This is a genomic window from Nocardia sp. NPDC058705, from assembly GCF_042749305.1.
Lineage (GTDB): Bacteria > Actinomycetota > Actinomycetes > Mycobacteriales > Mycobacteriaceae > Nocardia.
Genome location: NZ_JBHYRN010000036.1, coordinates 9748 through 36644 on the forward strand (window position 1 = coordinate 9748; position 26897 = coordinate 36644).

Annotated in this window: 29 protein-coding genes and 1 tRNA gene; 9 read left to right on the forward strand and 21 right to left on the reverse strand. The window is 65.5% G+C overall.

Annotated elements, in window-relative coordinates; all coding sequences use genetic code 11:
* Nucleotides 1-202: 202 nt before the first annotated feature.
* The 3 genes from ACFW6D_RS28755 to ACFW6D_RS28765 form a co-directional block, all read right to left on the reverse strand.
* Nucleotides 203-1471, reverse strand: a complete 1269-nt coding sequence (locus tag ACFW6D_RS28755; protein WP_379333242.1) for a YibE/F family protein — start codon at nt 1469-1471, stop codon at nt 203-205.
* A 517-nt stretch (nt 1472-1988) separates the two neighbouring features.
* On the reverse strand, nt 1989-3242 hold the full coding sequence (locus tag ACFW6D_RS28760) for a pyridoxal phosphate-dependent aminotransferase (RefSeq protein WP_379333244.1): 1254 nt from the start codon (nt 3240-3242) through the stop codon (nt 1989-1991).
* Between the two features lie 240 nt (nt 3243-3482).
* Complete coding sequence (locus tag ACFW6D_RS28765) at nt 3483-4742, reverse strand: helix-turn-helix domain-containing protein (RefSeq protein WP_379333246.1); 1260 nt, start codon at nt 4740-4742, stop codon at nt 3483-3485.
* 202 nt (nt 4743-4944) lie between these two features.
* Here ACFW6D_RS28765 and ACFW6D_RS28770 point away from each other — a divergent pair, with 202 nt between their 5' ends.
* Complete coding sequence (locus ACFW6D_RS28770; RefSeq protein ID WP_379333247.1) at nt 4945-5454, forward strand: hypothetical protein; 510 nt, start codon at nt 4945-4947, stop codon at nt 5452-5454.
* Here the strand turns inward: ACFW6D_RS28770 and dcd are convergent.
* Both dcd and ACFW6D_RS28780 read right to left on the reverse strand, forming a co-directional pair.
* Nucleotides 5373-5972 (reverse strand): dCTP deaminase, encoded by a 600-nt coding sequence (dcd, locus tag ACFW6D_RS28775; protein ID WP_067455312.1) that lies wholly within the window; start codon nt 5970-5972, stop codon nt 5373-5375. The two genes, ACFW6D_RS28770 and dcd, sit on opposite strands and share 82 nt — an antisense overlap.
* Nucleotides 5973-6047: 75 nt before the next feature.
* Nucleotides 6048-6539: a hypothetical protein gene (locus ACFW6D_RS28780; RefSeq protein ID WP_379333248.1), complete on the reverse strand. Its 492-nt coding sequence runs from the start codon at nt 6537-6539 to the stop codon at nt 6048-6050.
* Nucleotides 6540-6840: 301 nt separating this feature from the next.
* On the opposite strand from ACFW6D_RS28780, the gene ACFW6D_RS28785 reads away from it, so the two are divergent.
* Nucleotides 6841-6911 (forward strand) — tRNA-Gly (locus tag ACFW6D_RS28785).
* Nucleotides 6912-7004: 93 nt separating this feature from the next.
* Here the strand turns inward: ACFW6D_RS28785 and ACFW6D_RS28790 are convergent.
* The 4 genes from ACFW6D_RS28790 to ACFW6D_RS28805 form a co-directional block, all read right to left on the reverse strand.
* Nucleotides 7005-7526 carry a hypothetical protein gene (locus ACFW6D_RS28790; RefSeq protein WP_379333249.1) on the reverse strand — a complete coding sequence of 174 codons (522 nt, stop codon included), beginning with the start codon at nt 7524-7526 and terminating at the stop codon, nt 7005-7007.
* A 257-nt stretch (nt 7527-7783) separates the two neighbouring features.
* Complete coding sequence (locus tag ACFW6D_RS28795; RefSeq protein ID WP_379333251.1) at nt 7784-8281, reverse strand: flavin reductase family protein; 498 nt, start codon at nt 8279-8281, stop codon at nt 7784-7786.
* Complete coding sequence (locus tag ACFW6D_RS28800; RefSeq protein ID WP_379333253.1) at nt 8274-8801, reverse strand: NADPH-dependent FMN reductase; 528 nt, start codon at nt 8799-8801, stop codon at nt 8274-8276. The genes ACFW6D_RS28795 and ACFW6D_RS28800 overlap by 8 nt, the downstream gene beginning before the upstream one ends.
* Before the next feature lie 109 nt (nt 8802-8910).
* Nucleotides 8911-9228, reverse strand: coding sequence for a hypothetical protein (locus tag ACFW6D_RS28805; protein ID WP_379333255.1), 318 nt, complete (start codon nt 9226-9228; stop codon nt 8911-8913).
* 117 nt (nt 9229-9345) lie between these two features.
* Here ACFW6D_RS28805 and ACFW6D_RS28810 point away from each other — a divergent pair, with 117 nt between their 5' ends.
* The 3 genes from ACFW6D_RS28810 (at nt 9346) to ACFW6D_RS28820 (ending at nt 12066) form a co-directional block, all read left to right on the forward strand.
* Complete coding sequence (locus tag ACFW6D_RS28810; protein WP_379333256.1) at nt 9346-10095, forward strand: crotonase/enoyl-CoA hydratase family protein; 750 nt, start codon at nt 9346-9348, stop codon at nt 10093-10095.
* Nucleotides 10096-10264: 169 nt separating this feature from the next.
* Complete coding sequence (locus ACFW6D_RS28815; protein WP_379333258.1) at nt 10265-11371, forward strand: DUF4185 domain-containing protein; 1107 nt, start codon at nt 10265-10267, stop codon at nt 11369-11371.
* Between the two features lie 23 nt (nt 11372-11394).
* Nucleotides 11395-12066: a class I SAM-dependent methyltransferase gene (locus ACFW6D_RS28820; RefSeq protein ID WP_379333260.1), complete on the forward strand. Its 672-nt coding sequence runs from the start codon at nt 11395-11397 to the stop codon at nt 12064-12066.
* 59 nt (nt 12067-12125) lie between these two features.
* Here ACFW6D_RS28820 and ACFW6D_RS28825 read toward each other — a convergent pair whose 3' ends face one another.
* On the reverse strand, nt 12126-12728 hold the full coding sequence (locus ACFW6D_RS28825) for an alpha/beta family hydrolase (protein ID WP_379333262.1): 603 nt from the start codon (nt 12726-12728) through the stop codon (nt 12126-12128).
* 211 nt (nt 12729-12939) lie between these two features.
* On the opposite strand from ACFW6D_RS28825, the gene ACFW6D_RS28830 reads away from it, so the two are divergent.
* Both ACFW6D_RS28830 and ACFW6D_RS28835 read left to right on the forward strand, forming a co-directional pair.
* Entirely contained in the window at nt 12940-14775 is a 1836-nt protein-coding gene (locus ACFW6D_RS28830) for an acyl-CoA dehydrogenase (protein ID WP_379333309.1), read from the forward strand.
* Nucleotides 14776-15115: 340 nt separating this feature from the next.
* A complete protein-coding gene (locus ACFW6D_RS28835; protein WP_379333264.1) occupies nt 15116-15829 on the forward strand; it encodes a helix-turn-helix domain-containing protein in 714 nt (237 codons plus the stop codon).
* Nucleotides 15830-15880: 51 nt separating this feature from the next.
* Here ACFW6D_RS28835 and ACFW6D_RS28840 read toward each other — a convergent pair whose 3' ends face one another.
* Together ACFW6D_RS28840 and ACFW6D_RS28845 are read right to left on the reverse strand one after the other, a co-directional pair.
* Nucleotides 15881-16219, reverse strand: coding sequence for a hypothetical protein (locus tag ACFW6D_RS28840; protein ID WP_379333266.1), 339 nt, complete (start codon nt 16217-16219; stop codon nt 15881-15883).
* Nucleotides 16220-16487: 268 nt separating this feature from the next.
* The gene (locus ACFW6D_RS28845) at nt 16488-17462 is read right to left on the reverse strand and encodes a GlxA family transcriptional regulator (RefSeq protein WP_379333268.1); all 975 of its coding nucleotides are present in this window, start codon (nt 17460-17462) and stop codon (nt 16488-16490) included.
* A gap of 72 nt (nt 17463-17534) precedes the next feature.
* Here ACFW6D_RS28845 and ACFW6D_RS28850 point away from each other — a divergent pair, with 72 nt between their 5' ends.
* On the forward strand, nt 17535-18131 hold the full coding sequence (locus ACFW6D_RS28850) for an isochorismatase family protein (RefSeq protein ID WP_379333270.1): 597 nt from the start codon (nt 17535-17537) through the stop codon (nt 18129-18131).
* Here ACFW6D_RS28850 and ACFW6D_RS28855 read toward each other — a convergent pair.
* From ACFW6D_RS28855 to ACFW6D_RS28890, 8 genes are all read right to left on the reverse strand, one after another.
* Entirely contained in the window at nt 18113-18643 is a 531-nt protein-coding gene (locus ACFW6D_RS28855) for a hypothetical protein (protein WP_379333272.1), read from the reverse strand. The two genes, ACFW6D_RS28850 and ACFW6D_RS28855, sit on opposite strands and share 19 nt — an antisense overlap.
* A gap of 76 nt (nt 18644-18719) precedes the next feature.
* Complete coding sequence (locus ACFW6D_RS28860; RefSeq protein WP_379333273.1) at nt 18720-19040, reverse strand: hypothetical protein; 321 nt, start codon at nt 19038-19040, stop codon at nt 18720-18722.
* A 110-nt stretch (nt 19041-19150) separates the two neighbouring features.
* Nucleotides 19151-19951 carry an AMP-binding protein gene (locus ACFW6D_RS28865; RefSeq protein ID WP_379333275.1) on the reverse strand — a complete coding sequence of 267 codons (801 nt, stop codon included), beginning with the start codon at nt 19949-19951 and terminating at the stop codon, nt 19151-19153.
* A gap of 260 nt (nt 19952-20211) precedes the next feature.
* Nucleotides 20212-20640: a hypothetical protein gene (locus ACFW6D_RS28870; RefSeq protein ID WP_379333276.1), complete on the reverse strand. Its 429-nt coding sequence runs from the start codon at nt 20638-20640 to the stop codon at nt 20212-20214.
* Nucleotides 20641-20768: 128 nt separating this feature from the next.
* A complete protein-coding gene (locus ACFW6D_RS28875) occupies nt 20769-21002 on the reverse strand; it encodes a hypothetical protein (RefSeq protein WP_379333278.1) in 234 nt (77 codons plus the stop codon).
* A 469-nt stretch (nt 21003-21471) separates the two neighbouring features.
* Nucleotides 21472-21780, reverse strand: coding sequence for a hypothetical protein (locus tag ACFW6D_RS28880; protein WP_379333280.1), 309 nt, complete (start codon nt 21778-21780; stop codon nt 21472-21474).
* Nucleotides 21781-21927: 147 nt separating this feature from the next.
* Nucleotides 21928-22797 carry a MaoC family dehydratase gene (locus tag ACFW6D_RS28885; RefSeq protein ID WP_379333282.1) on the reverse strand — a complete coding sequence of 290 codons (870 nt, stop codon included), beginning with the start codon at nt 22795-22797 and terminating at the stop codon, nt 21928-21930.
* A complete protein-coding gene (locus ACFW6D_RS28890) occupies nt 22797-24152 on the reverse strand; it encodes a 3-oxoacyl-ACP reductase (RefSeq protein WP_379333284.1) in 1356 nt (451 codons plus the stop codon). Before ACFW6D_RS28890 ends, ACFW6D_RS28885 begins: the two co-directional genes overlap by 1 nt.
* Nucleotides 24153-24357: 205 nt before the next feature.
* On the opposite strand from ACFW6D_RS28890, the gene ACFW6D_RS28895 reads away from it, so the two are divergent.
* Complete coding sequence (locus ACFW6D_RS28895) at nt 24358-25680, forward strand: acetyl-CoA C-acetyltransferase (protein ID WP_379333286.1); 1323 nt, start codon at nt 24358-24360, stop codon at nt 25678-25680.
* A gap of 135 nt (nt 25681-25815) precedes the next feature.
* On the opposite strand, the gene gnd is transcribed toward ACFW6D_RS28895, so the two are convergent.
* The gene (gnd, locus tag ACFW6D_RS28900) at nt 25816-26847 is read right to left on the reverse strand and encodes a phosphogluconate dehydrogenase (NAD(+)-dependent, decarboxylating) (RefSeq protein WP_379333288.1); all 1032 of its coding nucleotides are present in this window, start codon (nt 26845-26847) and stop codon (nt 25816-25818) included.
* Nucleotides 26848-26897: the final 50 nt, after the last annotated feature.

A 26897-nucleotide genomic window follows, 5' to 3' on the forward strand; every position in this document is an offset into this window, starting at 1 on the left:
CCGGTTTCGCGTTTTTGGGGATGGCCCGGCGGGGGTTTTTCCTGTGGGTTACCCGGCGGCCCCTCGGGGCCGCGACTCGAGCGCGCCAGCGCTCCAACAAACACAGCCCCAAACCACCCGGGACTGCTCACCCCCGAAGCCTTGCCACACCAACCCGATCCAGGACTACTCGAACCCCCGAGTTCAGACACCCGAACAGGTTTCAGTTCCGAGCGTGCCTGGCCCGTGCGGGCGCGGCGGCAGCCTTCCCACCGAACGGCCGCGCCAACATCACCGCGATCCCCGTCGTCAACGGCACCGACAGCGCCAGCGCGATACCACCCACCGCCGACCGCGTGATCTCGATTGCCACCGCATCCCCGGTGAGCACGTCGGTGATCGACCGCCCCGCCACACTGAACAGCAGCAGCAGCGGCAGCGCCCCACCGGCGTAGGCGAGCACGAGCGTGTAGACGGTACTGGCGATGTGGTCGCGCCCGACGCGCATGGCCGCGGTGAAGATCTCCCGCCGCGTCGCGCCCTCATCCAGCGCGGCGAGTTCGAAGGCCGCCGACGCCTGCGTGATCGTCACATCGTTGAGCACACCGAGCGAGCCGATGATGAACCCCGCCAGCAGCAGCCCGGTGATGCTGACGTGCTGAATGTAGGTGGCCACGTTGGTGTTCTGTTCCTCGGACAGCCCCGTCAGATGCGTGACTTCGATCGCCACCCACGACAGCACCGCCGCCAACACCATCGACGCGAGCGTCCCGAGCAACGCCGAGCTGGTCCGCAGATTCACCCCGTGCGCGAGATAGAGCACCACGTAGAGAATCAGCGCCCCCGACACCAGCGCGACCGGAATCGCGGCCTTCCCGTCGAGCAGCGCGGGCAGCAGGAACATCACCACCACCCCGAACGCGAAGCACAACCCCACCAGCGCCCGGAACCCCCGCCACCGCGCGACCACACAGATCACCACCACGAACAACAGCACGATCACCAGCAACGGCAGCCCGCGCGAGTAGTCCTCGAACCCGTACAGGGTGATCCCCGACGGGTCAGCGGCCCGCACCATCCGAATGTCGTCGCCTGCCCGCAGATCCGGCTGTCCCGGCCCCGGCGCGATCTCGAACAGCGTCTTCTTGCCCTCGTCGGGCCCCGATCGAATATCGATGATGCTGCGCTGACAGGTGTAGGCGGCGGTGCGCGGCGGTTCCGGCGTCTGCGCGAACGCCTTGCCCATCGACGGACTCCCGCAGGGCCCGACGTCCTGCATGACCACGGTCCCCGCCTCGGTCTGCACCGCCCCACCGGTCATGGTCTGCATCGGCAACGGGATCTCGACGTGCTGGGCACTCGGCCACAGAATCACCGTCGCGACCAGCACCACCGCCCCGATGATCCCCAACAGCCAGACAACAACCTTGGCAGCCGTGTCACTGATGGCGATGGGCCCGGAATGGTCGTGATGGTGATGATGATCGCTCACGCCCAGAGCTTAAGGGACCTGGTTTTCAATATCACTTCGCACGCCCCCGCCTCTCCGCGTTTCTTGGCCAGACTCAGGCGCTTGGAGGCCTGCGATGGCGAACGGCGGAGAGTCGTTGGCTCAGCCACCCCGTGCCCGACGAGTTACCCATGTTCGTGCGTGATCTGGGGTCACAAAAAACTCCCCGGGTCCTAGGTCTGGCCTAGTACCCGGGGAGGTGGTTTGTGGGCGGCGGAGAGCAGGGGGGTGTCTCCGCCGCCGGAGGCAGGCGCCCAGGGGGGTAGGCGCGCATACCTAAGGCTCTCGGTTGTCCAGGGGGGGTAGACAACCGGGCCAGGGCGCCGAAGCGCCGAGGTCTACTGTACACAAAAGATGGACTTTTGCACTAGTAGATCTTCAAAACATCCAAGATTCCGAACTCAAGGTCTGTTTCTCCTGGCATACCAGGATGCCCATCCTGCCTAGAGCCCCAGAACTCACTGGTCAGGGCCGTGACAGGTGAACACTCACTGTAACTTTACTGGCGGTAGCTGGCGAGGAAGTTGCCGAACCGCTCGATCGCCACGGCCAGATCCCGCGCCCACGGCAGCGTCACGATCCGCAGATGGTCGTTGGCGGGCCAGTTGAACCCGGTCCCCTGCACCATCAGGATCTTCTCCTGCAGCAGCAGATCCAGCACGAGCTTGCCGTCGTCGTGGATCTCGTGCACGTTCGGATCCAGCCGGGGGAACGCGTACAGCGCGCCACGCGGCTTCACAACCGACACACCCGGGATCATGTTGAGCCGCTCGTAGGCCACATCGCGCTGCTCGAGCAGCCGCCCGCCGGGCAGGATCAGATCGTCGATGCTCTGATGCCCACCGAGCGCCACCTGAATGGCGTGCTGCGCGGGCACGTTCGGGCACAGTCGCGAGGACGCCAGCAGATCGATGCCCTCGAGGAACCCGGCCGCGTGCTCCTTCGGCCCGGTGATGGCGAGCCACCCCGAGCGGTAACCGGCCACCCGATACGCCTTCGACAGCCCGTTGAACGTCAGGCACAGCAGATCGGGGGCGAGCGAGGCCAGCGAGATGTGCTTGGCGTCGTCGTAGAGGATCTTGTCGTAGATCTCGTCGGCCAGCAGCAGCAACCGGTGCTTGCGCGCCAGGTCGACGATCTGCTGCAACACCTCCGCCGAGTACACCGCACCCGTCGGATTGTTCGGGTTGATCACCAGCAGAGCCTTGGTCTTGTCGGTGATCTTCGATTCGATATCGGCGATATCGGGCTGCCAGCCGTTCTCCTCGTCGCACAGGTAGTGCACCGGGGTACCGCCGGCGAGGCTGGTCATGGCCGTCCACAGCGGGTAGTCCGGGGCCGGGATCAGCACCTCGTCACCGTTGTCGAGCAGCGCCTGCATGGTGACGGTGATCAGCTCGGACACCCCGTTGCCGAGGTAGACGTCGTCCACATCGAGCTCGGGGAACCCCGGCACCAGCTCGTACCGGGTCACGATCGCGCGCCGAGCCGACAGAATCCCCTTGGACTCCGAATACCCCTGCGCATACGGCAGCGCGGCGATGATGTCGCGCATGATCACATCGGGCGCCTCGAACCCGAACGGAGCCGGGTTGCCGATGTTGAGCTTGAGAATCCGGTGCCCCTCGGCCTCCAGCCGTGCTGCCTGCGCATGAACCGGCCCACGAATCTCGTAGACCACGTTCTGCAGCTTGGTCGACTGCTCGAGAACGCGCGGGGGCACATGCGGCGATTGAGGACTCACGCGATCCATCGTGCCATCCCCGGCAAGGGGAATTACGGCCTGCTCCGCCTCTGCGCGTCTTTACGCCAGACCCAGGCGCGGTCTGGCGTGTGTTCGCGGCCGGCGGCAAGGTGGTGAGTCAGTTGGCTCGTCCCCTGCGAGTTACCCATATGCATGCGTGACCAGGTGTTACTCGGCGCGGGGGCGGGCGGTCGCGGGGCTGCGGATCGGGTCACCCAGCACGCTGCCGGGGCGTGATCGGCCGAACACCTACGGGCGTGGGTGACTGGCCAATGCCGCGGTTGCCACGCAGAATTCCTCGATGCGCTCGTCCAGTCCACGCGCTTCGACAGCGTCGCGATACGTCGGGGCGGCGATGCGGCGACGCAACCCCACGAGGCGTTCGCTCAGCTGGGCGATGCGTTTGTCCTCGGGAAGATCGAGGACCGGGCGAAGGGCGTCGGCGGCGCCGTCGATGCTGCCGTTGATGAGGTGGGCGGCCGCGTTGTCGACGCGGGCCAGCGATTCGGCGCCGTAGGAGCGTTGCAGCGGCGGCCCGCTCGAGTAGAGGGTGATGGCGCGTTCGGTGGCGGCGAGTGCCTGTTCGGCGCGGCCGAGCTGGATGCAGGTGGCGCCCGCGTAGTAGGCGGCCTTGGGCGGACCGAACCCGAACACTCCGCCGATCTCGTCGTGTAGTTCGTCGCGCCGGTCACCGGCCGCCACTTCGGCCGCGCGCAGGCACCGGTCGGTCTCGACGTCGCTGCCCAGCCGGGCCCACACTCTGGCTTCGATATTGAGCAGCCGCACCCGCCCGAGCCCCGAGCCTGCGAATTCCTGTCCGCTGCGGGCCAATTGGACCGCGTTGCGTGGCCGGTCCGACCAGTTCTCGATCAGCGCGTGCATGCCGCGCGTCCACGCGCGTAACCCGTTGTGCCCGCTCAGTTCCGCGTAAGCCCAAGCGGCCCTGATCTGTTCGCCCGCGGCGTCGAGGTAGCCGAGGTCGGTGCTCGCGTTGGCCAGCAGCCCCGACAACGTCCCGGCCAGCAGATATAGGTGGCTGGTGTCGACCGGCTTCTGCTGCCCGTCGAGTAGTCGGTACACCCGTCGGCGCACCCGCAACATCTCCACCATCATGGGCGCCGGTGCGGCGTGGACGTATTCGTTGGCGATGCGCCGCACGTCGGCGTCGAGCTGGGCCAACGTCGTGGCCCCCACATTGGTGCCCTCCGCGGCGGCCGCGTGTTCGCTGGCCTCGTGCGCAGCCGCCATGATCAACTCCCTCTCCGACAACACCTCGGGCACAGCACCTTTGACAGTTCCCGCATCGACGAACGCGAGCAGGTCGGCATCACCCGCGGGCGCCAGCAGGGTCGAAAACCGCGCACGCACAACATCATCGGAACGAGCCAGCGACGTGTCGAGCGCGGCCTGGTTCACCGGACGCGGGCGAACCCGCACCCCGCCCGCCTCCCACTTCGACACCAGCCGTTCGTGCACACCGAGATGAGCCGCGAACTCCCGGATGCTCATGCGTTTGGCATCACGTAGAGCTCTGGCCTCTCTGCCTGTCCACTCCCCGACCACGGCGTCACCTCATCTGACGGACAACATTCCTCCAGGGTACGAGGTTGCAGTGAGACACACCACAATTCGCCACAATCGTCTATCAGAGGCAGCGAAAGGGCGGTGCGGGGCAGTGGTCACGCGCGCTCGCGTACGGGACTCTGGAAGTGTGGAAGCCAGAACTGTCGACGACTGGGTGCGGTGTTACCAGCGTGAATTCCGGCTACCCGTCCGCGAGCGCGGCGGCTTTGTGATGCTGCCGATCACCGACCGGCTCTGCGTGGTGCACCTGCCCACCACGCGTGCCGAGAAGGTGCTCACGGTGCTGCGCGAGCAACGCTGCGAGGGTCCGGTGCTGGCGCGCCAGATCCGCTGGAGTGTGCTCGCCGTACCCGACGCCAGGCCCTCCGAGGAAGAGGCCGCCGAGCTCGCGGGGCTCGATATCGATATCCCCGGCACCGGAAGTGCGGTGATGCTGCCGACGAACCTCGGCCGCTGGAGTCGCGAGGGCTGTCACTGGGTACGCCCGCCGTCCGGCGGTGGCGACACCCTGCCCGCGTTGTCGCTGGTGCTGCGTCTGGCGCTGGCGTCAGGCCCTCAGCGGGTCTCGACCGCGCTCAGCGAATCGGGCGAGAGGGGAAAGTTGAGGTACGACCGCGACGGCGTCGGCCCCCGCTGACCCTGATATTTCGACCCCGCCTTGGCGCTGCCGTACGGGTGCTCGGCCGGGCTCGACAGCCGGATCAGGCACAGCTGCCCGATCTTCATCCCCGGCCACAGCGTGATCGGCAGATTCGCCACGTTCGACAGCTCCAGGGTGATGTGCCCACTGAACCCCGGATCGATGAACCCCGCCGTCGAATGCGTGAGCAGCCCGAGCCGCCCCAGACTCGACTTGCCCTCCAGCCGCCCCGCCAGATCGTCGGGCAGCGAGCACACCTCGAGCGTGGACCCGAGCACGAACTCCCCCGGATGCAGCACGAACGGCTCCCCCGGCTTCGGCTCCACCAGGCTCGTCAGCTCGTCCTGCTGCTGCGCCGGGTCGATATGGGTGTAGCGACTGTTGTCGAACACCCGGAACAGCCCGTCGAGTCGCACGTCGATGCTCGACGGCTGAACCATCGACTCGAGCATCGGTTCGACACCGAGCCGCCCAGCGGCGATCTCGGCCCTGATGTCACGATCGGAGAGCAGCACGGGCCCAGTGTAGGCAGCCGACACCGCAGGTAGGACGCCCCCACCCCTCGAGGACGCCCCCCGAACGGCACCGACCTACTGCGTGGGCCGCACCGGCTCCCCCACGTCACTGGTCACCGTCGGCTGCACCGGCGTCCCCACCTCGGAGGTCTCGGTCACGGTCGGATTGTCGCCACCACCGTGATTCGGATTGGTACAGATCGTCCCCTCACACGGCACCCAGGTCCCGTCCCCGTTCGGATTCGGCATCATGTTCGGCGGCGTCGTCGTCGGGTCGCCGCCGCCATGATTCGGGTTCGTGCAGATCGTCCCCTCACACGGCACCCACGTCCCGTCCCCATTCGGATTCGGCATCATGTTCGGCCCCGGAGCCGGCGCCGTCGTGTGCACATGCCCCGGATCCCCATGCCCAGGATCATGGGCAACCGTGGTCGTCGTCGGCTTCGCACTGGTGGTGGTAGTCGTCGTCTTGCTGGTGGTCCCGGTCTTCGACCCGGAATCATCCGAGCACCCCGCCCCCAGCACCGTCAACGCCGCGATCACCGAAACGAACAGAACCCTCTTCATCAAGTCAGCCTTTCGCCGTTCCGGCCACCGACCCAACCCACCGAGCCGAACCTTCGAGCCGGAGAACTAGTTGCGCCGCAAGAACACGGCATGGCCGAATCCCGCACGACGAACGCTGACGAAAATGTGCGAAACCCGCTGCCCGCACTCTAGATCCCCCCACCGACAAACCGCCGCCGATCCTCCCCACGACACCCCCCCACCTGCCCACACCCACCAACACTTGCATCGCCCCACGCGAGTTCTGATAGAGTCGCCTTCGCACCAGATATGGCGCACCCGGCCGATGCAATCCGGCCAAGCCGATGTAGTTCAATGGTAGAACTTCTGCTTCCCAAGCAGATGGCGCGGGTTCGATTCCCGTCATCGGCTCGAGCACAAAACCCCCAGGTCATCCTGGGGGTTTTGTCGTTTCAGCGATCTTGCCCGAGCACGTTCGCATGGCTCCCGTGCCACGCACGACAACTACCGCGTTTCGGGGGCTGCCACGTGCAGGCTCGGGTGATAGTGCAGCATCTCGATGACGACAGCCTCGGTCGAGTAGGGATGAAGCCGAATCGGCGACAATATCAATGCCTTTCGGTCGCCTACCGTCGACCAGCCCGAATGGAGCGCACGTTGGAGCGGCCTTTGCCTCGTCTCTCGCCTCGCCAGTTCGTGCAGAATGATCTCGACCGCGTTGGAAGTGCCGCTCTTGCGCAACCGGACGGCCGCCACCTCATGCCAGTGGATCTTCCTGGCAGGTGGGGCCAGCAGTCCTTCAGCGTCGAGTACGAGCTCCGGCCTGTTGCGAACCAGCGCCATCACCGCCGAGGCCGTTCCCACGGTGGACACGACAAGAACGCCTCCACCCAAGACGATTCGCTCCAGGACAACGAACTCCTCGAGCATCATGAACAGGACGCCGATCACGCCGACCACCGGCCCCAACACAACTGCCAGAATTCGACTGGCGCGCGAACCCGGATAGACCGTCTGTTCGTTCATCTTTGTCCCCCGGTTCGAGCGTTCACCGGGATCGCCGAGCCCGGCGCGAAGCTCGGTCGACCAGCAGTCCCCGACACAACATATCGCGACTGGGTACCCGCATGCCCGAGGGTTGGCGTTACCCGAGCTGATGGCGCGGGGCTTCACTGGAGCGGACAGAAACAAACGGCGCCCAGGTACCAGAGTTATCGAGCCCCCTCCGCGAAACCTGATGAAACACTTGCTTTTACGCGGAATGCGCGCAGACCGAGGCCGAATCAGCCCGAGTGCAACGTGCGGAACTTGCTGCCGTGGAACACAAGTGGATCGATGTCCTCGCGGGCGGCGACGCGGTTCACCCGCAGGATCACCACGAGATGGTCACCCGCGCTGACCTGCGTTTCCGGCACCCCTTCGATCCAGGCGGTCGCACCGTCGATGAACACCGCCTCGCCGGTCCCCCGGTGCAGGGCGGTTTCGCGGAAGCGGTCACCGTTGCGCGCGCCGAGGGCCTTGGCCGCTGCTTGCTGATCGGTGCCGAGAAGGCTGAGTCCGAGGTGGCCCGCGTCGGCGAGTTTCGGCCAGGTCGATGACGAGTTCTGCACGCAGAACGAGACGAGCGGCGGGTCGAGTGAGACCGGCACGAAGGTGCTCACCGCCAAACCGTTTGGGACACCGTCGATTTCGGCGCACACCGCCACCACACCGCTGGGAAAGTTGGCGAAGGCGCGGCGCAGGCCGTTGCCGTCGGCGGGAAAGTCCAAGAGCTCATGCATGATTCGTTGCCTCCACCGGCCGGACCGCCGGGTCTGTCAGTGCCGCGACGACAGGTCCCCATCGCCGCGCGTAGTCCTCGATCACCCCGTCCTCGCCGAAGGTCCGATCGGACAGATACAGCCCGGGCAGTGCGGCGGTACCACCGATTTCCACCAGCACGGGCTTGAGTAGCAGGTCAGGCGCGAGGGCATGGGTCGGACCAGCACCGAGCATCACCGGCACGGTCACCACACCGGCCAACCCGGTACCACCGTCGAACTGTTCGAGGAAAAGTTTCAGCAGCCCGGTATAGGTGGCCTTGAAGGTCGGGCTCGCGAACACGACCAGCTCGGACGACGCGACAGTGCGCGCGGCCGCCGTCACCGCCGGATCACCCCAGCCGAGCAACCCGGGCCCGAGTGTGACCAGGTCGATCACCGTCGGCTCGGCGTCAGGGCGCAGAGCCCGCGCCACCTGCACCGCCGCGGCGAGCGTGCGCGATGCGGGCTTCGGATTCCCGACCACGACCGTCACCGTCATCGGATGTCCCTGTCTTGCATGGTTCCTCCTCGTCGTCGGCGCTTCCAGTGCAACACCGGCGCACGGAAACGACGAGGGTTTGAATCGAGGCGATCGATACAGGCGCTGGTCAGCTGCCCATGCGCACGCAGTCGGAGGCGATCTTCGACTGCGCGGCAGCAACCTTGGACGAGTCCTCTTCGCCGAGCAACTCGGCCGGGTCGTCGGACTTCGCGTTCGACACCATCACCCGCAGCCCGTTCTGCGACATCCCCGAGTCGAGGAACACCTCGGCCGCGCAGTCGGCGAGCGCGGGGTTGCTCAAGCCCTTGTCCTGCAACGACTTCGACAGCTCGGCCTGAGTGACCGCTGGTGCGTCGTCGTCGCTGCCGCAGGCCGACAACACCGGCAGCGCGAGCAGCGCCGCGGCCATCAGACAGATCCGCATTCGGTAAATCCTCTCGATACCTTCGCGCATCGATGCGACACGCGACGCGTTCGGATCATGCCGCACCGTCGTCCACGGGGCCACTCACTCGAACTGACTCGCGAGTAAGATAGCGATATGGGAGACCACATCACCGTTCGCTTCGACGACAACCTCGCCTACGTCGAGCTGAACAGGCCCGGCAAACACAACGGGCTCACCCTCGAAATGCTCGAAGATCTGGTCATCGCGGCCCAAAAGATCAACGACCACAAGGCATCTCGCGCCGTGATCATCTCCGGCAACGGCCCGAGTTTCAGCAGCGGCCTCGACATCGCCGCCGCCACTCGCAACCCGGTGGCTATCGTCAAGGAATTCCTGCCCCGACCCCTGCGCGGCACCAATACCTTCCAGGAAGCCTGCTGGGCCTGGCGCCGCCTCGACGTGCCGGTGATCGCCGCGATCCACGGCCGCTGTTTCGGTGGCGGCCTCCAGATCGCCTTGGCCGCCGACTTCCGGATCGCCACCCCCACAGCCGAATTCTCGGTGATGGAAGCCGCCCACGGCCTGGTTCCCGACATGACAGGCCCCGCCACATTGTCACAGCTCATCGGCATCGACCAGGCCCTGCTGCTGACGATGACAGCCGAGCAGATCGACACCGATTACGCCCTGCGCATCGGCCTGATCACCGACGTCGCCGACGACCCGGTCAAGGCAGCGCGAGCCCTCGCCGACCGCATCGCCACCCGCGACCGCAACGCGGTGGCCGCCGCCAAGCACCTGTTCAACCGTTCGTGGCAACGGGATTCGCGCGCCACCTTCGCCGCCGAGCGATGGGCCCAACTGCCGTTACTGCTGCGTAAGGCCATGGGTAGTAGCGACTGACAAGCAATTGACCTGGGAATTCATGCCGAATACCGAACGGATGTACCCCAGATCACTGTTAGCGGCTGTTAGCATCGCTTCGATTCGCTGACCAAGTCGAACAGCGGCGCGTGACACCCAAGCCTGGAACGTGCCACGTTTTCGGCGCGACCCGGAGGCTGCATCGCCTGTGAACAAGACCGGAACCATCCTGCTGTCCGCACTCGCAGGTACCACGGCCTTGCTGGTGAGCGCCGCGCCACCCGCAGTGTCGAATCCGAACGCCATCAACCCGATTCCCGTGCTCAACGGCACCAACGGCCTGCCCGTGCTGCACGGGCGCACGCAGGCGGTCTTCCAGGTCACCGGCATGGCCAGCCCCAACAACACCCAGAACTACAACGTCCTCGGCACCGACCTCGGCATCATGTGGGACAACGGTCGCGGCGAGATGCTCACTGCCTTCGGCGACACCGCGGGCATCGGCTTCCCCAACCTGCTCGCGGGCAGTACCTGGGCGTGGCGCTCCAACATCCTGGTCCGCACCCACGACAAGAACCCCGCCGACGGCATCATGTTCGACAGCGTCGTGCGTGATGTCGTCGGCCAGGCGCGCGACCTGATCCCCAGCCCCAAGATCCCGTTCCTGGAGATCAGCCGCATCCCCACCGCGGGCATCTCGGCCAACGGCGTGCAGTACATGTCGCTGATGTCGGTGAAGACCTGGGACGCCCCCGGCGAGTGGACCACCAGCTTCTCCGGCCTGGCCGCCTCGGCCGACAACGGCGAGACCTGGGCCGATCTCGGCCACACCCGCCGCCCCGACGAGGGTGGCAACGCCAACTTCCAGATGAACAGCTTCGTGAAGGACGGCGGTTTCGTCTACGAGTACGGCACCCGCGCAGGCCGCAACAACGAGGCCTTCGTCGCCCGCGTGCCCGAAGCCCAGATCGAGAACCTGGCCGCCTACGAATACTGGGACGGCGGCGCGTGGAAGCTCAACGATGTGAACGCGGCGGCCCCCATCATGGGTGGCGTCGGCGAGCTCTCGGTGATGTACAACGAGTACCTCGGCCAGTTCATCTCCCTCACCACCGACCCGTTCAACTCCGTGGTGATGCGCCGCTCGCCCTCCCCTGAAGGCCCGTGGAGCGCCCCCGAGGTCCTGATCGACGCCCGCGAACTCCCCACCGCCTACGCCCCGTCGATCTTCCCGTACCAAACCGGCCGCGACCTCTACTTCATGACAACCATCCACACCCAGTACAACGTCGTATTGATGCGCACCACGCTGTAAGCAAGCCCCCTACACTCGACATCATGGATGCGGCGGAGTGGGACTCTCGATACGCGCGTAGTGAATTGGTTTGGGGCGCACCGCCGAACAGCACCGTTGTCGAACATGTCTACGGCCTCGATCGCAGAATTCCGCTGCTCCCCGACGAATCGGGCGTAGCGCCTCCGCTCCCCCGCGCGCTCGACCTGGCCTGCGGCGAAGGCCGCCACGCGCTCTGGCTCGCCACCCACGGCTGGCAGGTCACCGCCGTCGACTTCTCCCAGGTCGGCATCGACAAGGGCCGAACCGTCGCCGCACGCCTGTCGCGATCGGTCCGTTCCCGCGTCGACTGGCGCACAGCCGACATCACAGATCTCGAAGCCGCCGAGGTCACCGGCCCCTTTGAGCTGATCCTGATGGTCTTCGTCCACCTCCCCGCCGACGAACGCCGCACCCTGCTGCACCAGCTGTCGAACATGCTCGCCCCCGGCGGCATGCTGCTGATCCTCGGCCACGCCACCCGCAACATCGCCGACGGCTACGGCGGTCCCCAGGAACCCCAGATCCTCTTCTCCCCCGACGACCTGCGCGCCGACCTGACCCGCGACGACATCACCATCACCGTCGCCCACGAGGTCTTCCGCCCCACTGAGGGCCCCGACGCCATCGATTCCCTGCTCATCGCCGAACGCCCCCTCCCCGAGCCCACCGACTGATCAAGATCACCAGGCTCTGGTGGTTTGTTCCACTCGATGTTTGCGTGAAAGCCTGGTGATCAGCCGTCCAGCTTCCAGCGGGCGAACCAGGGGGTCACCGTCGCCGCGATCACGTCGAATCCGGTGCGAAACGAGTGCGCCTGCTTCGGAATCACCCGCACTTCGGCGGCGTCGGCGACATCGGGCACCCCGAACGGGTCGCTTCCCCCGTTGATCACCACCACCTCGATCTCCCCTGGCGCCAGCAGCTCCTCGCGCCGAGATTTCTCGGGTTTGCCCGGCGGATGCAACGGGAACGACAGCGCGATCACCCCCCGCGCCCCGACCGCCACGGCCGTCCGGCAAGCAACCCGCGCCCCGTTGCTGCGACCCCCCTGAACAATCGGCACCCCGGCAAATCGGTCCTTCAATGCCGCCACGATCTCGAGCCAGGCCTCGTCCTGCTTGTCCGCGTTCCCCGGTGCCCGCTGCCCGGCAACCCGATAGGGCTGCACCACCCGAGCTACCGCACCGCCAGCGTCGACGGCCGAATCCCGCACGGCCAGAATGTCTTTCGCATCGACGCCGCCACCGGCCCCGTGCGTGATCACCAGCAGAAATGCCGGATCCGCCACCTCGTCGAGCTCGATCTCGGCCGGGCCTGCAGTCGTCTCGATGCGCACATCTCACGGTAGCCCCGAGGTCGCGGCGAGCAACGCCTCCGCAGCCGCGCGTGTTTTTCACATCACATTGCCGCCCACCCCTTTGCCGAAGGCATTACCCACCGGTAATATGGTCAATAAGTTACCCGCGAGTAGCATGCGGAAAACCGGCGACGGGCGGGAACGGCACACCACCGACCGCACCAGAACTCAATGGAGAGTGAGTACTCACATGGGCCACTACAAGGCAAACGTTCGCGACCTCGAGTTCAACCTCTTCGAGGTTCTCGGCATCGACAAGGTGCTCGACGCAGGCGCCTTCGGCGACCTGGACACCGACACCGTCAAGGAAATGCTCTCCGAGATCCGTCGCCTGGCCGAGGGTCCGATCGCCGAGTCGTTCGCCGACGCCGACCGCAACCCGCCGGTGTTCGACCCGGAGACCCACACCATCTCCATCCCCGCCTCCTTCAAGAAGTCCTACAAGGCGTTCGAGGACGGCGAGTGGGCCAAGGTCGGCATCAACGAGGAGCTCGGCGGCCTCGGCGCCCCGGCCGCCATCGCGTGGGCCCTGTCGGAGATGGTGCTCGGCGCCAACCCGCCCGTCCAGATGTACGCCGCAGGCGCCCCCTTCAGCCAGGTGCTCTACGACAACGGCACCGATGAGCAGAAGAAGTGGGCTCAGACGATGTCGGAGCGCAACTGGGGCTGCACCATGGTGCTGACCGAGCCCGACGCCGGTTCCGACGTGGGCGCTGGCCGCTCCAAGGCGATCAAGCAGGAAGACGGCTCCTGGCACATCGAGGGCGTGAAGCGCTTCATCACCTCGGCCGATTCCGACGACATGTTCGAGAACATCGTGCACCTGGTGCTGGCTCGCCCCGAGGGCGCCGGACCTGGCACCAAGGGCCTGTCGCTGTTCTACGTCCCGAAGACCCACTTCGACTTCGAGACCCAGACCTTCGGTGACCGCAACGGTGTGTTCGTCACCAACGTCGAGCACAAGATGGGCATCAAGGCCTCGGCCACCTGTGAGGTCACCTTCGGTGGCCACGGCGTCCCGGCCAAGGGCTGGCTCGTCGGCGAGGTGCACAACGGCATCGCCCAGATGTTCGACGTGATCGAGAACGCGCGAATGATGGTGGGCACCAAGGCCATCGCGACCCTGTCGACCGGTTACCTGAACGCGCTGGAGTTCGCCAAGTCCCGCGTCCAGGGTGCCGACCTGACCCAGATGACCGACAAGGCCGCGCCCCGCGTGACCATCACCCACCACCCCGACGTGCGTCGTTCGCTGGCCATGCAGAAGGCCTACGCCGAGGGCCTGCGCGCGGTCTACCTCTACACCGCCGCGCACCAGAACCCGGAAATCGCCGAGGTCGTCTCGGGTGCCGACAAGGACGTCGCGTTCCGCGTGAACGACCTGCTGCTCCCGATCGTCAAGGGTGTCGGTTCCGAGCGCGCCTACCAGTACCTGACCGATTCGCTGCAGACCTTCGGTGGCTCCGGCTTCCTGCAGGACTACCCGATCGAGCAGTACATCCGCGACGCGAAGATCGACTCGCTGTACGAGGGCACCACCGCCATCCAGGCGCAGGACTTCTTCTTCCGCAAGATCGCGCGTGACCGCGGTGTGGCCCTGGCCCACGTGGCAGGCCAGATCCAGAAGTTCCTGGAGTCCGACTCGGCCAACGAGCGCCTCAAGGGTGAGCGCAAGCTGCTCGCCACCGCGCTCGAGGACGTGCAGACCATGGCCGCCACCCTGACCGGCCACCTGATGGGCGCCCAGGAGCAGCCGACCGAGCTGTACAAGGTCGGCCTGGGTTCGGTGCGCTTCCTGATGTCGGTCGGCGACCTGTTCATCGGCTGGATGCTGCTGAACCAGGCCGAGATCGCGCTGAACGCCCTCGACAACGGCGCCACCGGCACCGACGTCGCCTTCTACACCGGCAAGGTCGCCTCGGCGCAGTTCTTCGCCCGCAACGTCCTGCCCGAGCTGACCGCCACCCGCGCGATCCTCGCCAACTTGGACAACGACATCATGGAACTGGACGAGGCTGCCTTCTGAGGTTGATTCTCACCTGATCCACGCAAAAGCGGGCTGGAGCATTCATGCTCCGGCCCGCTTTTCGGTCTCTAGGCCGAGCCGCTGGAGAGGGCTGCGAGGGTGGTGAGGAAGTACATCAGGCCGTCCATGAAAAAATCTCCTTCGAAGTGGTTTCGGCCATTCCTATCACGGGCTGGTTACGGACAACCTTGGTGAGATGAACGCCGGGCGAACATGCCCGCTCAGCTCGCGTGCGATGCGGTGAGCATCCGGACCGCTGCTCGCGGTTCCCCGCCGTCCGGGTACCCACCCGGCGTACCCTGAGAGTTACCGTCGGTTGGGGTGAGGCTCGGGGGTTGGGATGGGCGACAGCACCGCGCTCAGCGTGTATCTGCGCGAACGTAGGTTGGCGGCCGGACTCGCGCGCACCGAGCTCGCCGTCCGTACCCAGCTGGCGCCACTGCTGATCAGCCAGATCGAATCCGGGGCACTTGTCCCGAATCCCGCGATGCTGCAACGACTTTTCGACAGCCTCGATGTGCCGCTGTGGTATCGCAAGCCCATCCTGACCCTCGGCCTGCCTGCCGTCGAACCGGGCATCGCCCCCAGTACCCCCTCGGCCGAAGACCTCGCCGACCTGGCCAGTCTCACCCATCCCGCCTGCCTCGCCCGCTTCCCCACCATGGACATGCTCGCCGCGAACGCCGACTACCAGCGCTTCTTCCCTGGCCTGGGCGCCGGCGTGAACATGCTCGAGTGGATGTTCCTCAACCCCGTGGCGAAAAAGGTCTACCTCGACTGGCACACCGAAGCCCAACTCCTCGTCCACGCCTTCCGCATGCTGGCCCCGCTCGCCCCCGCCCAGCGCATCGCCGCGATCACCGAACAGTGCTGCGCGTCCCCCGACTGGGATCCGGTGTGGACCAGCGAAATTCGCCCCCAGGACATCGCCCGCCGCCACCTGCGCGTACGCGAACGCAGCACCGGCCTCGAGCGCCGCATGATGCTGCGCATCTACGACCCCGCGTTCCCCAGCCGCCCGTGGTGGCTCTACCGCCTGATCCCCGCCCGCTGAACGCAGCGCGGCACCCGCCGATCCGACGGGTGCCGCAGCTCGAGGCTCGCTCTACTCGGTTTCGGCCTCGGCGGTGCCGGTGGTGAGCTGCTTCAGCAGCGCACCGAGATCGAGGCCCTCAGCCGACCCGGTGGCAGGCTCATCGGCCACCTCCTCGGTCTCACCCGACCCGGAGGTCAGCAGCGCCAGCAGCGCGGCCAGACCGTCAGCGGAACCGGTCGAAGGCTCGTCCTCGACCACGTCCTCCGCCTCACCCGTCCCGCTGCTCAACTGCTCGAGCAGCTCGGCCGACCCGGTGCTCGGCTCCTCAGCGGACGCCACACCCCCGCCGAACACCGCGACACTCGCAGCCGCAACCATCGCCACACCGAATACACGAATCTTGCCCATTGTGAACCCCTCATACTTCAGATTTGCCACGGATTTCCGCCGCACAAGATGTCTAACAGCCCAACACCCCCACCCGGCAGCCCAATGAAAGGGGGGCAAGACAAACTCTCAGGCCGCCGAGCCACTCACCAGCAGCTGCAACAGCCTCGTCATCCCCCACAGCATCGTCGTCGCCGGCCCGAGCGGCCATTCCTCCGCGATACCCATTCTCGAAACCCCTTGTTGCTCAAACCATCGCCGACACTGTCCAGCTCGAGATCCTAATGACTCACCCGATCCGGAAGCGGCACCGGTACTCGTTCGGGGTGGTGTCGAGCTGGCGGCGAAAGGCGCGCGTGAGGGTGTCGACGGTGTTGAAACCGGAAGCGGCAGCGATCCTTTGGAGCGTTTCATCGCTCGACTCCAGTCGGTGCCGTGCCACCTCCACCCGCGCCGACTCCAGATAAGCCGCGGGGGTCATCCCGAGTTCGGTGCGAAAAATGCGCGTGAGTTGGCGTTCGCTGACATGAACCTGCTCGGCCAATTCGGCGACCGTGAGCGGACTCGCGATATTGCGCGAAATATAGTGCCGCAGATCCTCGATCCGCCGCGTGGTCGACACCGGCTCGAGCGACACACTGAACTGACTCTGCCCACTCGGCCTTTTCAGATACATCACCAACTGGCGAGCAACCCGCAACGCGAGTTCGTCCCCGAAATCGTCGGCCACCAATGCCAGCGTGAGATCCAGGCAGGCCGTGAGTCCCGCACCCGTCCAAACGTTTTCGTCGCGAATATAGATCGGGTCGGCATCGACGATGACCGCTGGGTGCTCGGCTGCCAACTGCTGAGCAGTCGACCAATGCGTGGTCGCCCGTTTCCCATCGAGCAACCCCGCGGCCGCGAGAATATGCGCACCAACGCACACCGAAGCCACCCGCCGAGCCCCCTGCGCCAACCGCGACACCGCCGCGACCACCCCCGGATCGACCACCGCACTGACCCGCCGCTGACTGTCGGTCGCCACCGCCCCCGGCACCACCACCGTGTCCACTCGCCCCACCTCGGCGAACGTCACGTCCGGCAGAATCCGCACCCCCGCCGACGTGGTCACCGGGTCCATCGACTCCGCCGCCAACACCACCCGATACCCCGTCGGCTCATCCATCTCCCGCTGCAGCAGCGAGAAAACCTCAGGCGGCCCCGTCACATCCAGCAGATCCACCTGGTCGAACAGCACGATCACAATCAGCCGATCGGTCACCACCACCTCCATGTCCGAATCTGCAGGTTACATGACATTGCCGACATCTCGGCCGGTGAATACCGTGAAATCATGACCTCGACAACGCTGCGCGAACTCAACGGCTTCGACCAGACCCCCGCCACTCTCGCCCACTCCACCCTCGTCCTGGTCGACTACCAGAACACCTACACCCAGGGCGTCATGGAGCTGACCGGCTGGCAACCCGCCCTCGAAGCAGCCGCCGATCTCCTCGCCGCGGCCCGCGCCGCAGGCACCCCCGTCATCCACGTCGTCAACGACGGCGGCAAAGACACCCCCTACGACATCACCGCCGAAATCGGCCAGATCCACCCCAAGGTTGCCCCCACCCCCGACGAACCCGTCGTCGTGAAATCCGTCCCCAACGCCTTCATCGACACCGACCTCGCCGAATTGATCGACGCCGCAGGCAATTCCAACCTCATCATCGCCGGCTTCATGACCCACATGTGCGTCACCTTCACCGCCGAGGGCGCCTTCCTCCGAGGCAACACCCCCACCGTCATCGCCAACGCCTGCGCCACCCGCCCCCTCGGCAAAGTCCCCGCCACCCAACTCCACCACAGCGCCCTCGCCACCATCTCCGACCTCTACGGCATCGTCATCGACACCCCCGCCGACCTGAATGGCTACTCGTTGAATTCGTAGAAATACCAGTTTCCCCCGAGCGGCTCGTAGTACGTGTGCCCATACACACCTCTTCGGCGCTTCTCATTCGGGAGATAAAGGAACCCAGTGCGAACCACCTGATAATCCCGAGCCAACCGAAATTGACACCCTCTATCAGGTAGCCGCTCGATGTCATAGAAGCGATAAACGCCAACCGCTCCTTCGATGTAGCTGGTCGAGTTCACCCGAGCGGGGCAGGCGGCAGCCGCACGATCCATATCACCACGCGACATCGCCCACCCGATCCGACCGAACACATCGAACCAGGTCAACACCACCGTCAAGGTGACGAACAAGGGTGCCAGCACTCCCAATCGCCACCATCCCGGATACTTCGCGCTCCCGACCATCGCCAGCACTGCCCACCCCATCACAGGTATCGCGAGACAGAGACCTGCGAAAAAGCGGGTGTTGCCATCTGCGAAGACCGTCAGATCAGCCCACATGATCCACAGGCAACACCCGATTACCATGACGGTCACCGCAAGCATCAGGACTCTCCACAACGATGAACCAGCCCGCCTCGGACTACGGTCAGCGCGTGCGCGAGCCCCACCGGGCAGGTGTTTACGCAGAGCGGCCATATTCGAAGTCCGACCTCATATCCCATTGGCCGTTCGGCAGTTTGGAGTAGAAGTATCGGACCTGCCTCAGATTGGTTAGGAATTCTTCGTGCAAGTCGACCAGATGGCCGGCGTGCGTGAGGATGTCATCGGACGGAAAAACGATCGGCTGACGCGAAGACTTCAACGAAACTTGATAGAGCCCGCCGTCTCCCACGCTGATACACAGTTCGGCAGAAGTATCTTTTCGGGACAACTCGACCAAAACCGCACCCCCCAGCGCGATGTCGATCTCCGCGTGTCGATCTAGCGACATCTCTGGCATCGGTCTTCCTCCTCTTTCGTCTGCGCCGACCGAGGGGCCTGAAGCGCGGGAACGCTGACCCTCGAACGTCACAAGAACCCGCACCGAACGCGAACGGGCAACCGGCCAGCCTAACCCAGAAACCGATGCGTCACCCGCTCTCGCCGCATCAGCGCCGCTAGTTCATCGGAACCCACCACCCCCGGCGCAGCGATCACCATCGCCGCCCCCGAACCCAGCGCAAGCAGCAGCTCCACCATGAACCCGTCCGACGACGGATCCGCGTATTGCAGTACGCGCGAACCAGATTCGACACCATATTGAATGCACAGCTGCTCACAAACACCCCGTAACCCCGCGTGAGCGACTACGACACCGTTCGACATCTCGTCAGAACCGGACGCGTACCTGACGTAAGCCGTATCCGCGACCCGCAACGGCCGCACCCGATCACCATTGATGATCTGGTCATCCAACTCATCATCAGACGCCGCGATCCCCTCCAGCGACTCCAAACTCCTCCACCGCACCAGATCCGGTAACAACCCACGCTCCGACTCAACGGTAAGACCCAGTGCGACAGCGCAATCGCTCAGAATATGCGCGACCCGCTCAGCCGAATCCCCCAGATCGACCACCACAAACCCGGCCCCCGCCTTGGCCACCGCCCACACGGCCACCACCGCCTCGATCGACCGCGGAATCCCCACCGCGACAACACTCCCCGGACCCACCCCGAGATCGATCAAACCCCGAGCAAGCCGCGACGACCGCCGATCCAACTCGGCATAACTCAAAAGACCGAGCGTACTTTCACCATCAGCGAATACAACCCCAACCCCCTCCGGATTCAACTCCACCGCCACCGTCATCAACCGAGCCAAAGTAAACGCCCGCCGCCACCCCGCCCGAAAATCCGCAGATGCAGTCACGCCTTCCCCTTACCTCGCAAGTGCCCGTACCGAACGCGAACAGGCAACAGCGGAGCGTAACGCAGATTGCGCCCACGGATTATTTACTATTGCTGGTGCACAACGATTTCGAGGTAACCGCTAGCAGATACAACAAATCGGCTATACGACCGGCGCTGGATCGAGCCCCACCGGCCTCCCCGGAGTGGTCGTTCCGACTCGCTCCCCGAAGACCCGATACCCCTCCGGCCTGATCAGCACTCCCCCATAAGGCGGACTGTTCATCTCGGATAGAAATCGTGGCACTCGAAACCCGTCATTCCATGTTCACTGAATGGCGGAATCACTCTTGCCAGATACCAACTAAAATCGGTGAAGTCGAAGTTATCGATCATCATCCGATCAGCGGACAGTATGAAATATACGACTGTCGATTCCGCCGGAACCAGCAATGTCCCACCGAGCGACGAGCCCTCGAAATGCACTTCAACCCCGACGGTCTCACCGGCTTCGGCCTGCACAGCAAGATATCCGAGAACCTCATCGACATCGGCCGCAGGTCGCGTTTCCCAATCGAAGTCATCGGTCAGATGGAACGTGATTGCCCCATCCTCGATCAACGAGACCCCCGAATTCAGAAGCGACTGCAGTAGATCACCGGCGGCAATGGGCTGCCCGAAATGGAAGTCGATGTCTACCATGCGCCCCATACATGCTCCCCTTTTCGTACAGCACCCGGTCGACACCGACACCCTTGTCATAGCGGGCGAGAAGGTATGCCACAGCCGAAACGGCGAGTGTTCCGCTCGCAGCGGGACACTCGCCGTCAGTTGGTAGGTCAGGCAGTCGGGGTGGTCTCGACCGGCTCTTCCTCCGCTGCTGCCGAACCGCTGGTCAGCGCCTTCAGGATCTCGGCCAGGCTGTCGGCCGAACCGGTGGCGACGTCGTCGCCGGCCTCGGGGGTAGCGGCGGGAGGAGGGGTCGCGTCTTCGGCGGCGGCGACGCCCGTGCCGAACACGGCCATTCCGGCGGCGAGAACGATGCCGAAGCTGAGCGTACGAATCTTCTTCATGAAGTGAAACCCCTTGGTATCAACCATGATTGCCGACGTTGTTGCCGACTTAAAATTTCTAACACGTGTCACCCAGGTGTCCATAGCCCGAAACCTTCGGAGCGCTCACAGGTAGGTTGCCAGGCGATTGCTCGCAGCGCGAAAGGTGTCGCGAGTTCTTTCGAGGTTCTCATATCGACGATTCGGCGGTCGCTGTTCGAAACCGAGAGGTGCGATCCGACCAAGATCATTTCTGCTGGACAATCGATCTATCGCACGCACCGCACGCAGGTGCACTGCAGTAAACAGCCAATCCGCTTGTGCCGAACCTAGCAGGATACCCAGTTAACGTTCGGCTTAGACCATGATAGATCTCACCATCAATACCTGTAACAGGTTACCGCCCGTATTCGATTGGCGGACAACCGAATATGGCATTGTGAGTCACAACCATCGATTGCGAAAAAGCTTGCTGACAAGTCACCAATGGTCAGCCGACCACTGTCACCCAGCTCGGTGGTCTGCCTTGCAGTGGGCCGACCTCGCCGATGACCGTTCCGACTGGCGCACCGGCGTTCTCTTTTCGCACGACAGCGAAGTGGGCGCCGGTGGCCAATTCTACTGGGGTGCAGACGAATTCGGTGGTGACCAGCAGGGTCATCATCGCGGCGTTGAACAGCAGAATGGCGATCGCCTGACCGTTCCACGGTGACGGCACCGGACTCGACACGTCATAGAAAAGCCACTCACCGAACGCTTGCACATAGATGAGTCCGGGTCCGGGATGATGAAAACCCACCCTGGAACAATTGCCGACGAGGAGCTCGAAATCCTTCGCCGCGAGCAATAGTTGGACCAAAGGCCTATAGCCAGCGATCTTAGTGCCGACCGTGTACACCGAAAGGGCCGCACACCCCCCTGGAGTGTGCGGCCCGGTCAGTGGAACTCAACGCAAGGTGGCGGTGAGGTGGGGGTAGCCCTTTTTGGGGTGCAGGATGGAGAGGTCCCAGCCGGATCCGGCCTGGTCGGCGTAGATGTTCACCGAGGACGGGATGAAGATCGGCTTGCCGAACTTCACTGTGTAGGTGGCTTTTTCGGGTACGCGACCTTCGACGGTGCTCAGGATCGCGGCGGCGGACCACATGCCGTGGGCGATGGTTTGCGGGAAACCCATTGCCTTGGCGCCGATTCCGGAGATGTGGATCGGGTTGCGGTCGCCCGAGGCGGCGGCGTAGCGGTTGATCATCTTCTGATCGACGCGCTGCACGCGCAGCGGGGGCGGGGGGACCTCGTCGGCGGGAGGTGCCGACTTGGGGCCGCCCGACAGCGACGTGCGCTGCTGGTGCAGGAACGTGGTGACCTGACGCCAGACGAGTTCGCGACCGACGTGGATCTCCGTGATCGCGTCCACCAGAAGCCCTTTCGGGTGTTCACGGAGGTTCTCGATGTGGGCCGAGAAGTCGAGGGGCTCGGCGACCGAGATCTCGCGGGTGCGTTCGATGACGTTCTCGAAATGCACCGCACCGACCGCACTGAACGGGAAGTCCCGTGCGACAACGAGTTCCATCATCAACGGGAAGGCGAGGATGAAGGGGTACGTCAACGGCAGGGTGTCGCTGAAACGCAGGCCGGTGGCGTGGCAGTAGGCGGCCAGGTGATCGGGGTCGACCCGCACGCCGTCGACGACGACACGGCGGTCGGGCAGGGTCGGCTTGCGACCCGACAGCGCGGCGGGCAACGGGATGGCGCCCAGCGCCGCCTTCGCGTACAGCGCGCCGTTCTTGGGAACCTCGGTGAGGGTGATCGTCTGGGTCATCAGGCGCCGATCAGGCTCTGACCGCAGACGCGAACCACGTTGCCGCTCACCGCGTTCGACGCCGGGCTGGCGAAGTAGGCGATGGTCTCGGCGACGTCGACGGTCTGGCCACCCTGCAGCAGCGAGCTCATCAGGCGACCGGCCTCACGGGTGCCGACGGGGATGGCGGCGGTCATGGCGGTCTCGATGAAGCCGGGGGCTACCGCGTTGATGGTGATGCCCTTCTCGGCCAGCAGCGGCGCTTCGGCGTCGACCATGCCGATGACACCGGCCTTGGAGGCGCCGTAGTTGGTCTGGCCGCGGTTGCCCGCGATGCCCGCGATGGAGGACACGTCGATCACGCGGCCGCCTTCCTTGAGCACACCCTTGGCGACGAGGCCGGAGGTGATGCGGTGCGGGGCAGCGAGATTGACGTTGATCACCGAGTTCCAGCGACCCTCGTCCATGTTGGCCAGGAGCTTGTCGCGGGTGATACCGGCGTTGTGGACGACGATGTCGATGCCGCCGAAACGCTCGGTGGCGAAGTCGGCCAGACGCTCGGCGGCGTCGGGGGCGGTGACGTCCAGCGCCAGCGCGGTGGCGCCGATCTTGTTCGCGGTGTCGGACAGGGCCTCGCCGGCGGCGGGGATGTCGGCGACGATCACGGTGGCGCCATCACGGGCGAACACCTCGGCGATGGTGGCGCCGATACCGCGCGCGGCACCGGTCACGACAGCGACCTTGCCGGCGAGGGGCTTGTCCCACGAGGCGGGGGCGACCGAGTCGGCGGCACCGACACGGATGACCTGGCCGTCGACGAAGGCCGACTTGGCCGAGAGCAGGAAGCGCAGGGTCGACTCGAGACCCGTTGCGGCAGCACCGGATTCGGGGTGCACGTAGACCAGCTGGCCGGTGGCGCCGCGCAGCAGCTCCTTGGCGATCGAGCGGGTGAAGCCCTCGAGCGCGCGCTGGGCGATCTGCTCGTCGACCGAGCCGACCAGTTCGGGGGTGGTGCCGAGGACGACGACGCGACCCGACGGCGCGAGGCTGCGCATGGCGGGCTGGAAGAACTCGAACAGCTGCGCGAGCTTGTCGATGGAGTCGATGCCGGTGGCGTCGAAGACCAGCGCGCCGTACTTGGTGCCCGATTCGATCGAATCCGCGACGGTGTAATCCGACAGCAACGCGCGGACCGGCTCGGCAAGGCGACCCTTGCCGCCGAGCAGTACCGGGCCGGGCAGCGCGGGCTCGCCCGCCTTGTAGCGGCGCAGTTCGGCCGGCTGCGGGAGGCCCAGTTTGCTCGCGAGGAACGCGCCGGGGGCGGAGTGGATGAAAGATCCGTAGAGGTTCGGTGCACCCTTGCTCTTGGCTGCCACTGTTCCTACCTTCTCTGTGCTCGACGAGTGTGTGACCGTGCTCCGCCCAGTGTCCCCCGTGTGAGCGCACACTTGCGGGTACGGTGTCGACAACGAACTTACTCCGGAGTAAGTTTAATGTAAACCGATACGACGCCGTGACCGCATGGGGGCAGATTCCACCGGCACGCGTTATCCGGAACCGACGAGACCATGGAGAACTCGAGTGACCAGCAAAGCCCGCTCGGCGAAGACCCCGGCCACGGCCACCAAGACCCAGCGCCCGGTTGCCATCGTTGGCGGCAACCGCATCCCGTTCGCGCGCTCCGACAAGGCCTACGCCAAGGCCTCCAACCAGGACATGTTCACCGCCGCCCTCGACGGGCTGGTCAGCCGGTTCGGCCTGCAGGGCGAGCGCCTCGGCATGGTCGTCGGTGGCGCCGTGCTCAAGAAGGTCGGCGAGCACAGCCTGATCCGTGAGAGCGTGCTCGGCTCCAAGCTCTCGCCCTACACCCCGGCCCACGACCTGCAGCTCGCCTGTGGCACCGGCCTGCAGTCGATCGTCACCGTCGGTGACGCGATCGCGCTCGGGCGCATCGAGTCCGGCATCGGCGGCGGCGCCGATACCACCTCCGACGCGCCGATCGGCGTGAGCGAGGACATGCGCGAGTGGATGCTCACCGCCAACCGCGCCCGCACCAACAAGGACAAGCTCAAGCTGGTCGGCCAGCTGCGGCCCTCGATGCTCGGCATCGAGATCCCGAAGAATGCCGAGCCGCGCACCGGGCTGTCGATGGGTGAGCACGCCGCCATCACCGCCAAGGAGTTCGGCGTCGCCCGCGAGGCGCAGGACGAGCTGGCCTACCTCTCGCACAAGAACATGGCCGCCGCGTACGACCGTGGCTTCTTCGACGACCTGGTCACCCCGTTCCTGGGCCTGACCCGCGACGACAACCTGCGTCCCGGCTCGACCGTGGAGAAGCTGTCCACCCTGAAGCCGGTCTTCGGCGTCAAGGCCGGTGACGCGACCATGACCGCGGGCAACTCCACCCCGCTCACCGACGGCGCGTCGGCGGTGCTGCTGTCCACCGACGAGTGGGCCGCCGAGCACAAGCTGCCGGTGCTCGCGCACCTGGTGGACTCCGAGGTCGCCGCGGTCGACTACATCCACGGCCCCGACGGCCTGCTGATGGCGCCCACCTACGCCGTCGCGCGCCTGCTGGCCCGCAACGGCCTGACCCTGCAGGACTTCGACTACTACGAGATCCACGAAGCCTTCGCCTCGGTGGTGCTGGCGACGCTGGCCGCGTGGGAGTCCGACGCGTACTGCAAGGAGCGCCTCGGCCTGGACGGCGCGCTGGGGTCCATCGACCGCAGCAAGCTCAACGTCAACGGCTCCTCGCTCGCCGCGGGCCACCCGTTCGCCGCGACCGGCGGGCGCATCGTCGCCTCGACCGCGAAGATGCTGGCGGAGAAGGGATCCGGCCGCGCGCTGATCTCCATCTGCGCCGCCGGTGGTCAGGGTGTGGTGGCGATCATCGAGCGCTAGTCCGCGCTGATCGACAACGACGGCGGGTGGTCTCCGAACTCTCGGAGACCACCCGCCGTCGGCATTTTCGACCACTTCGACGCCGAACAGTCAGAAAACTGATCGAAAGGACGCCGAGCGATCAGGCCGGTTGTTCTACTTCTGTGGCAGCTCGTTGTGGCCGCCGAACGCCTTGCGCATGGCCGAGAGCATCTTGTCGGCGTAGAGGGCCTGGCCGCGCGAGGAGAAGCGCTGGTAGAGGGCGGCGGAGAGGACCGGGACGGGAACGGCGGTGTCGATGGCGGCGTCGATGGTCCAGCGACCTTCCCCGGAGTCGGAGACGCGGCCGCCGAAGGAGTCCAGGTCGGGGTCGGCGACCAGGGCCGATGCGGTGAGGTCGAGGAGCCAGGAGGCGACGACCGAGCCGCGACGCCACACCTCGGTGATGGCGGGAATGTCCAGGTCGTACATGTAGTACTCGGGGTGCTCCATCGGTGTCTCCTCGGCGGAGTGCTCACCGTGCAGGTACTCCGAGCCCGCGTTGGCGTGCTTGAGGATGTTGAGCCCCTCGGCATAGGCGCCCATCGCGCCGTATTCGATGCCGTTGTGCACCATCTTCACGAAGTGGCCCGCGCCGTGCGGACCGCACAGCAGGTAACCCTTCTCCGCCTGCGACGGCTCACCGGTGCGGCCGGGGGTGCGCGGGGCCGACTCGTAACCGGGGGCGATGGTCGCCAGCAGCGGCTCGAGGTAGTCGACCTGCGCCTGGTTGCCGCCGATCATCAGGCAGTAACCGCGCTGCAGACCGAACACGCCACCCGAGGTGCCGATGTCGAGGTAGTGAATACCCTTGGGCTCCAAGGCCTTCGCGCGCTCGAGGTCCTCGTGGTAGCGGCTGTTGCCGCCGTCGATGATGATGTCGCCCGGCTCGAGCAGCTCGGCGACCTCCTCGATCACCTTGCCGGTGGCGCCCGCGGGGATCATCACCCACACCACGCGGGGCACCTCGAGCTTGCCGATGAACTCGGCCAGGTCGGTCGTGCCGCTGAACTTGTCGCCGAGCTCGGCTTCCAGCTCGGGGATCGGCCCTGGGTGGCGTTCGTAGCCGACGGCGGTGTGCCCGTCGCGCACGATGCGGCGCACGATATTGGCGCCCATCCGGCCGAGGCCGATCATTCCCAGCTGCATCAGTTCTCCTCGTTGTCCGGTCCGTGGTGTCGAGTCTCACCCTGATTGTC

Bases quoted from the DNA above. Each gene is read 5' to 3' on its own strand.
- ACFW6D_RS28760 (WP_379333244.1), bottom strand. From the start codon at position 3,242: ATGGATCGCGTGAGTCCTCAATCGCCGCATGTGCCCCCGCGCGTTCTC.
- ACFW6D_RS28765 (WP_379333246.1), bottom strand. From the start codon at position 4,742: ATGAGCATCCGGGAGTTCGCGGCTCATCTCGGTGTGCACGAACGGCTG.
- ACFW6D_RS28780 (WP_379333248.1), bottom strand. From the start codon at position 6,539: ATGAAGAGGGTTCTGTTCGTTTCGGTGATCGCGGCGTTGACGGTGCTG.
- ACFW6D_RS28790 (WP_379333249.1), bottom strand. From the start codon at position 7,526: ATGAACGAACAGACGGTCTATCCGGGTTCGCGCGCCAGTCGAATTCTG.
- ACFW6D_RS28795 (WP_379333251.1), bottom strand. From the start codon at position 8,281: ATGCATGAGCTCTTGGACTTTCCCGCCGACGGCAACGGCCTGCGCCGC.
- ACFW6D_RS28800 (WP_379333253.1), bottom strand. From the start codon at position 8,801: ATGACGGTGACGGTCGTGGTCGGGAATCCGAAGCCCGCATCGCGCACG.
- ACFW6D_RS28805 (WP_379333255.1), bottom strand. From the start codon at position 9,228: ATGCGGATCTGTCTGATGGCCGCGGCGCTGCTCGCGCTGCCGGTGTTG.
- ACFW6D_RS28810 (WP_379333256.1), top strand. From the start codon at position 9,346: ATGGGAGACCACATCACCGTTCGCTTCGACGACAACCTCGCCTACGTC.
- ACFW6D_RS28820 (WP_379333260.1), top strand. From the start codon at position 11,395: ATGGATGCGGCGGAGTGGGACTCTCGATACGCGCGTAGTGAATTGGTT.
- ACFW6D_RS28830 (WP_379333309.1), top strand. From the start codon at position 12,940: ATGGGCCACTACAAGGCAAACGTTCGCGACCTCGAGTTCAACCTCTTC.
- ACFW6D_RS28835 (WP_379333264.1), top strand. From the start codon at position 15,116: ATGGGCGACAGCACCGCGCTCAGCGTGTATCTGCGCGAACGTAGGTTG.
- ACFW6D_RS28840 (WP_379333266.1), bottom strand. From the start codon at position 16,219: ATGGGCAAGATTCGTGTATTCGGTGTGGCGATGGTTGCGGCTGCGAGT.
- ACFW6D_RS28850 (WP_379333270.1), top strand. From the start codon at position 17,535: ATGACCTCGACAACGCTGCGCGAACTCAACGGCTTCGACCAGACCCCC.
- ACFW6D_RS28855 (WP_379333272.1), bottom strand. From the start codon at position 18,643: ATGCTTGCGGTGACCGTCATGGTAATCGGGTGTTGCCTGTGGATCATG.
- ACFW6D_RS28860 (WP_379333273.1), bottom strand. From the start codon at position 19,040: ATGCCAGAGATGTCGCTAGATCGACACGCGGAGATCGACATCGCGCTG.
- ACFW6D_RS28870 (WP_379333276.1), bottom strand. From the start codon at position 20,640: ATGGGGCGCATGGTAGACATCGACTTCCATTTCGGGCAGCCCATTGCC.
- ACFW6D_RS28875 (WP_379333278.1), bottom strand. From the start codon at position 21,002: ATGAAGAAGATTCGTACGCTCAGCTTCGGCATCGTTCTCGCCGCCGGA.
- ACFW6D_RS28885 (WP_379333282.1), bottom strand. From the start codon at position 22,797: ATGACCCAGACGATCACCCTCACCGAGGTTCCCAAGAACGGCGCGCTG.
- gnd (WP_379333288.1), bottom strand. From the start codon at position 26,847: ATGCAGCTGGGAATGATCGGCCTCGGCCGGATGGGCGCCAATATCGTG.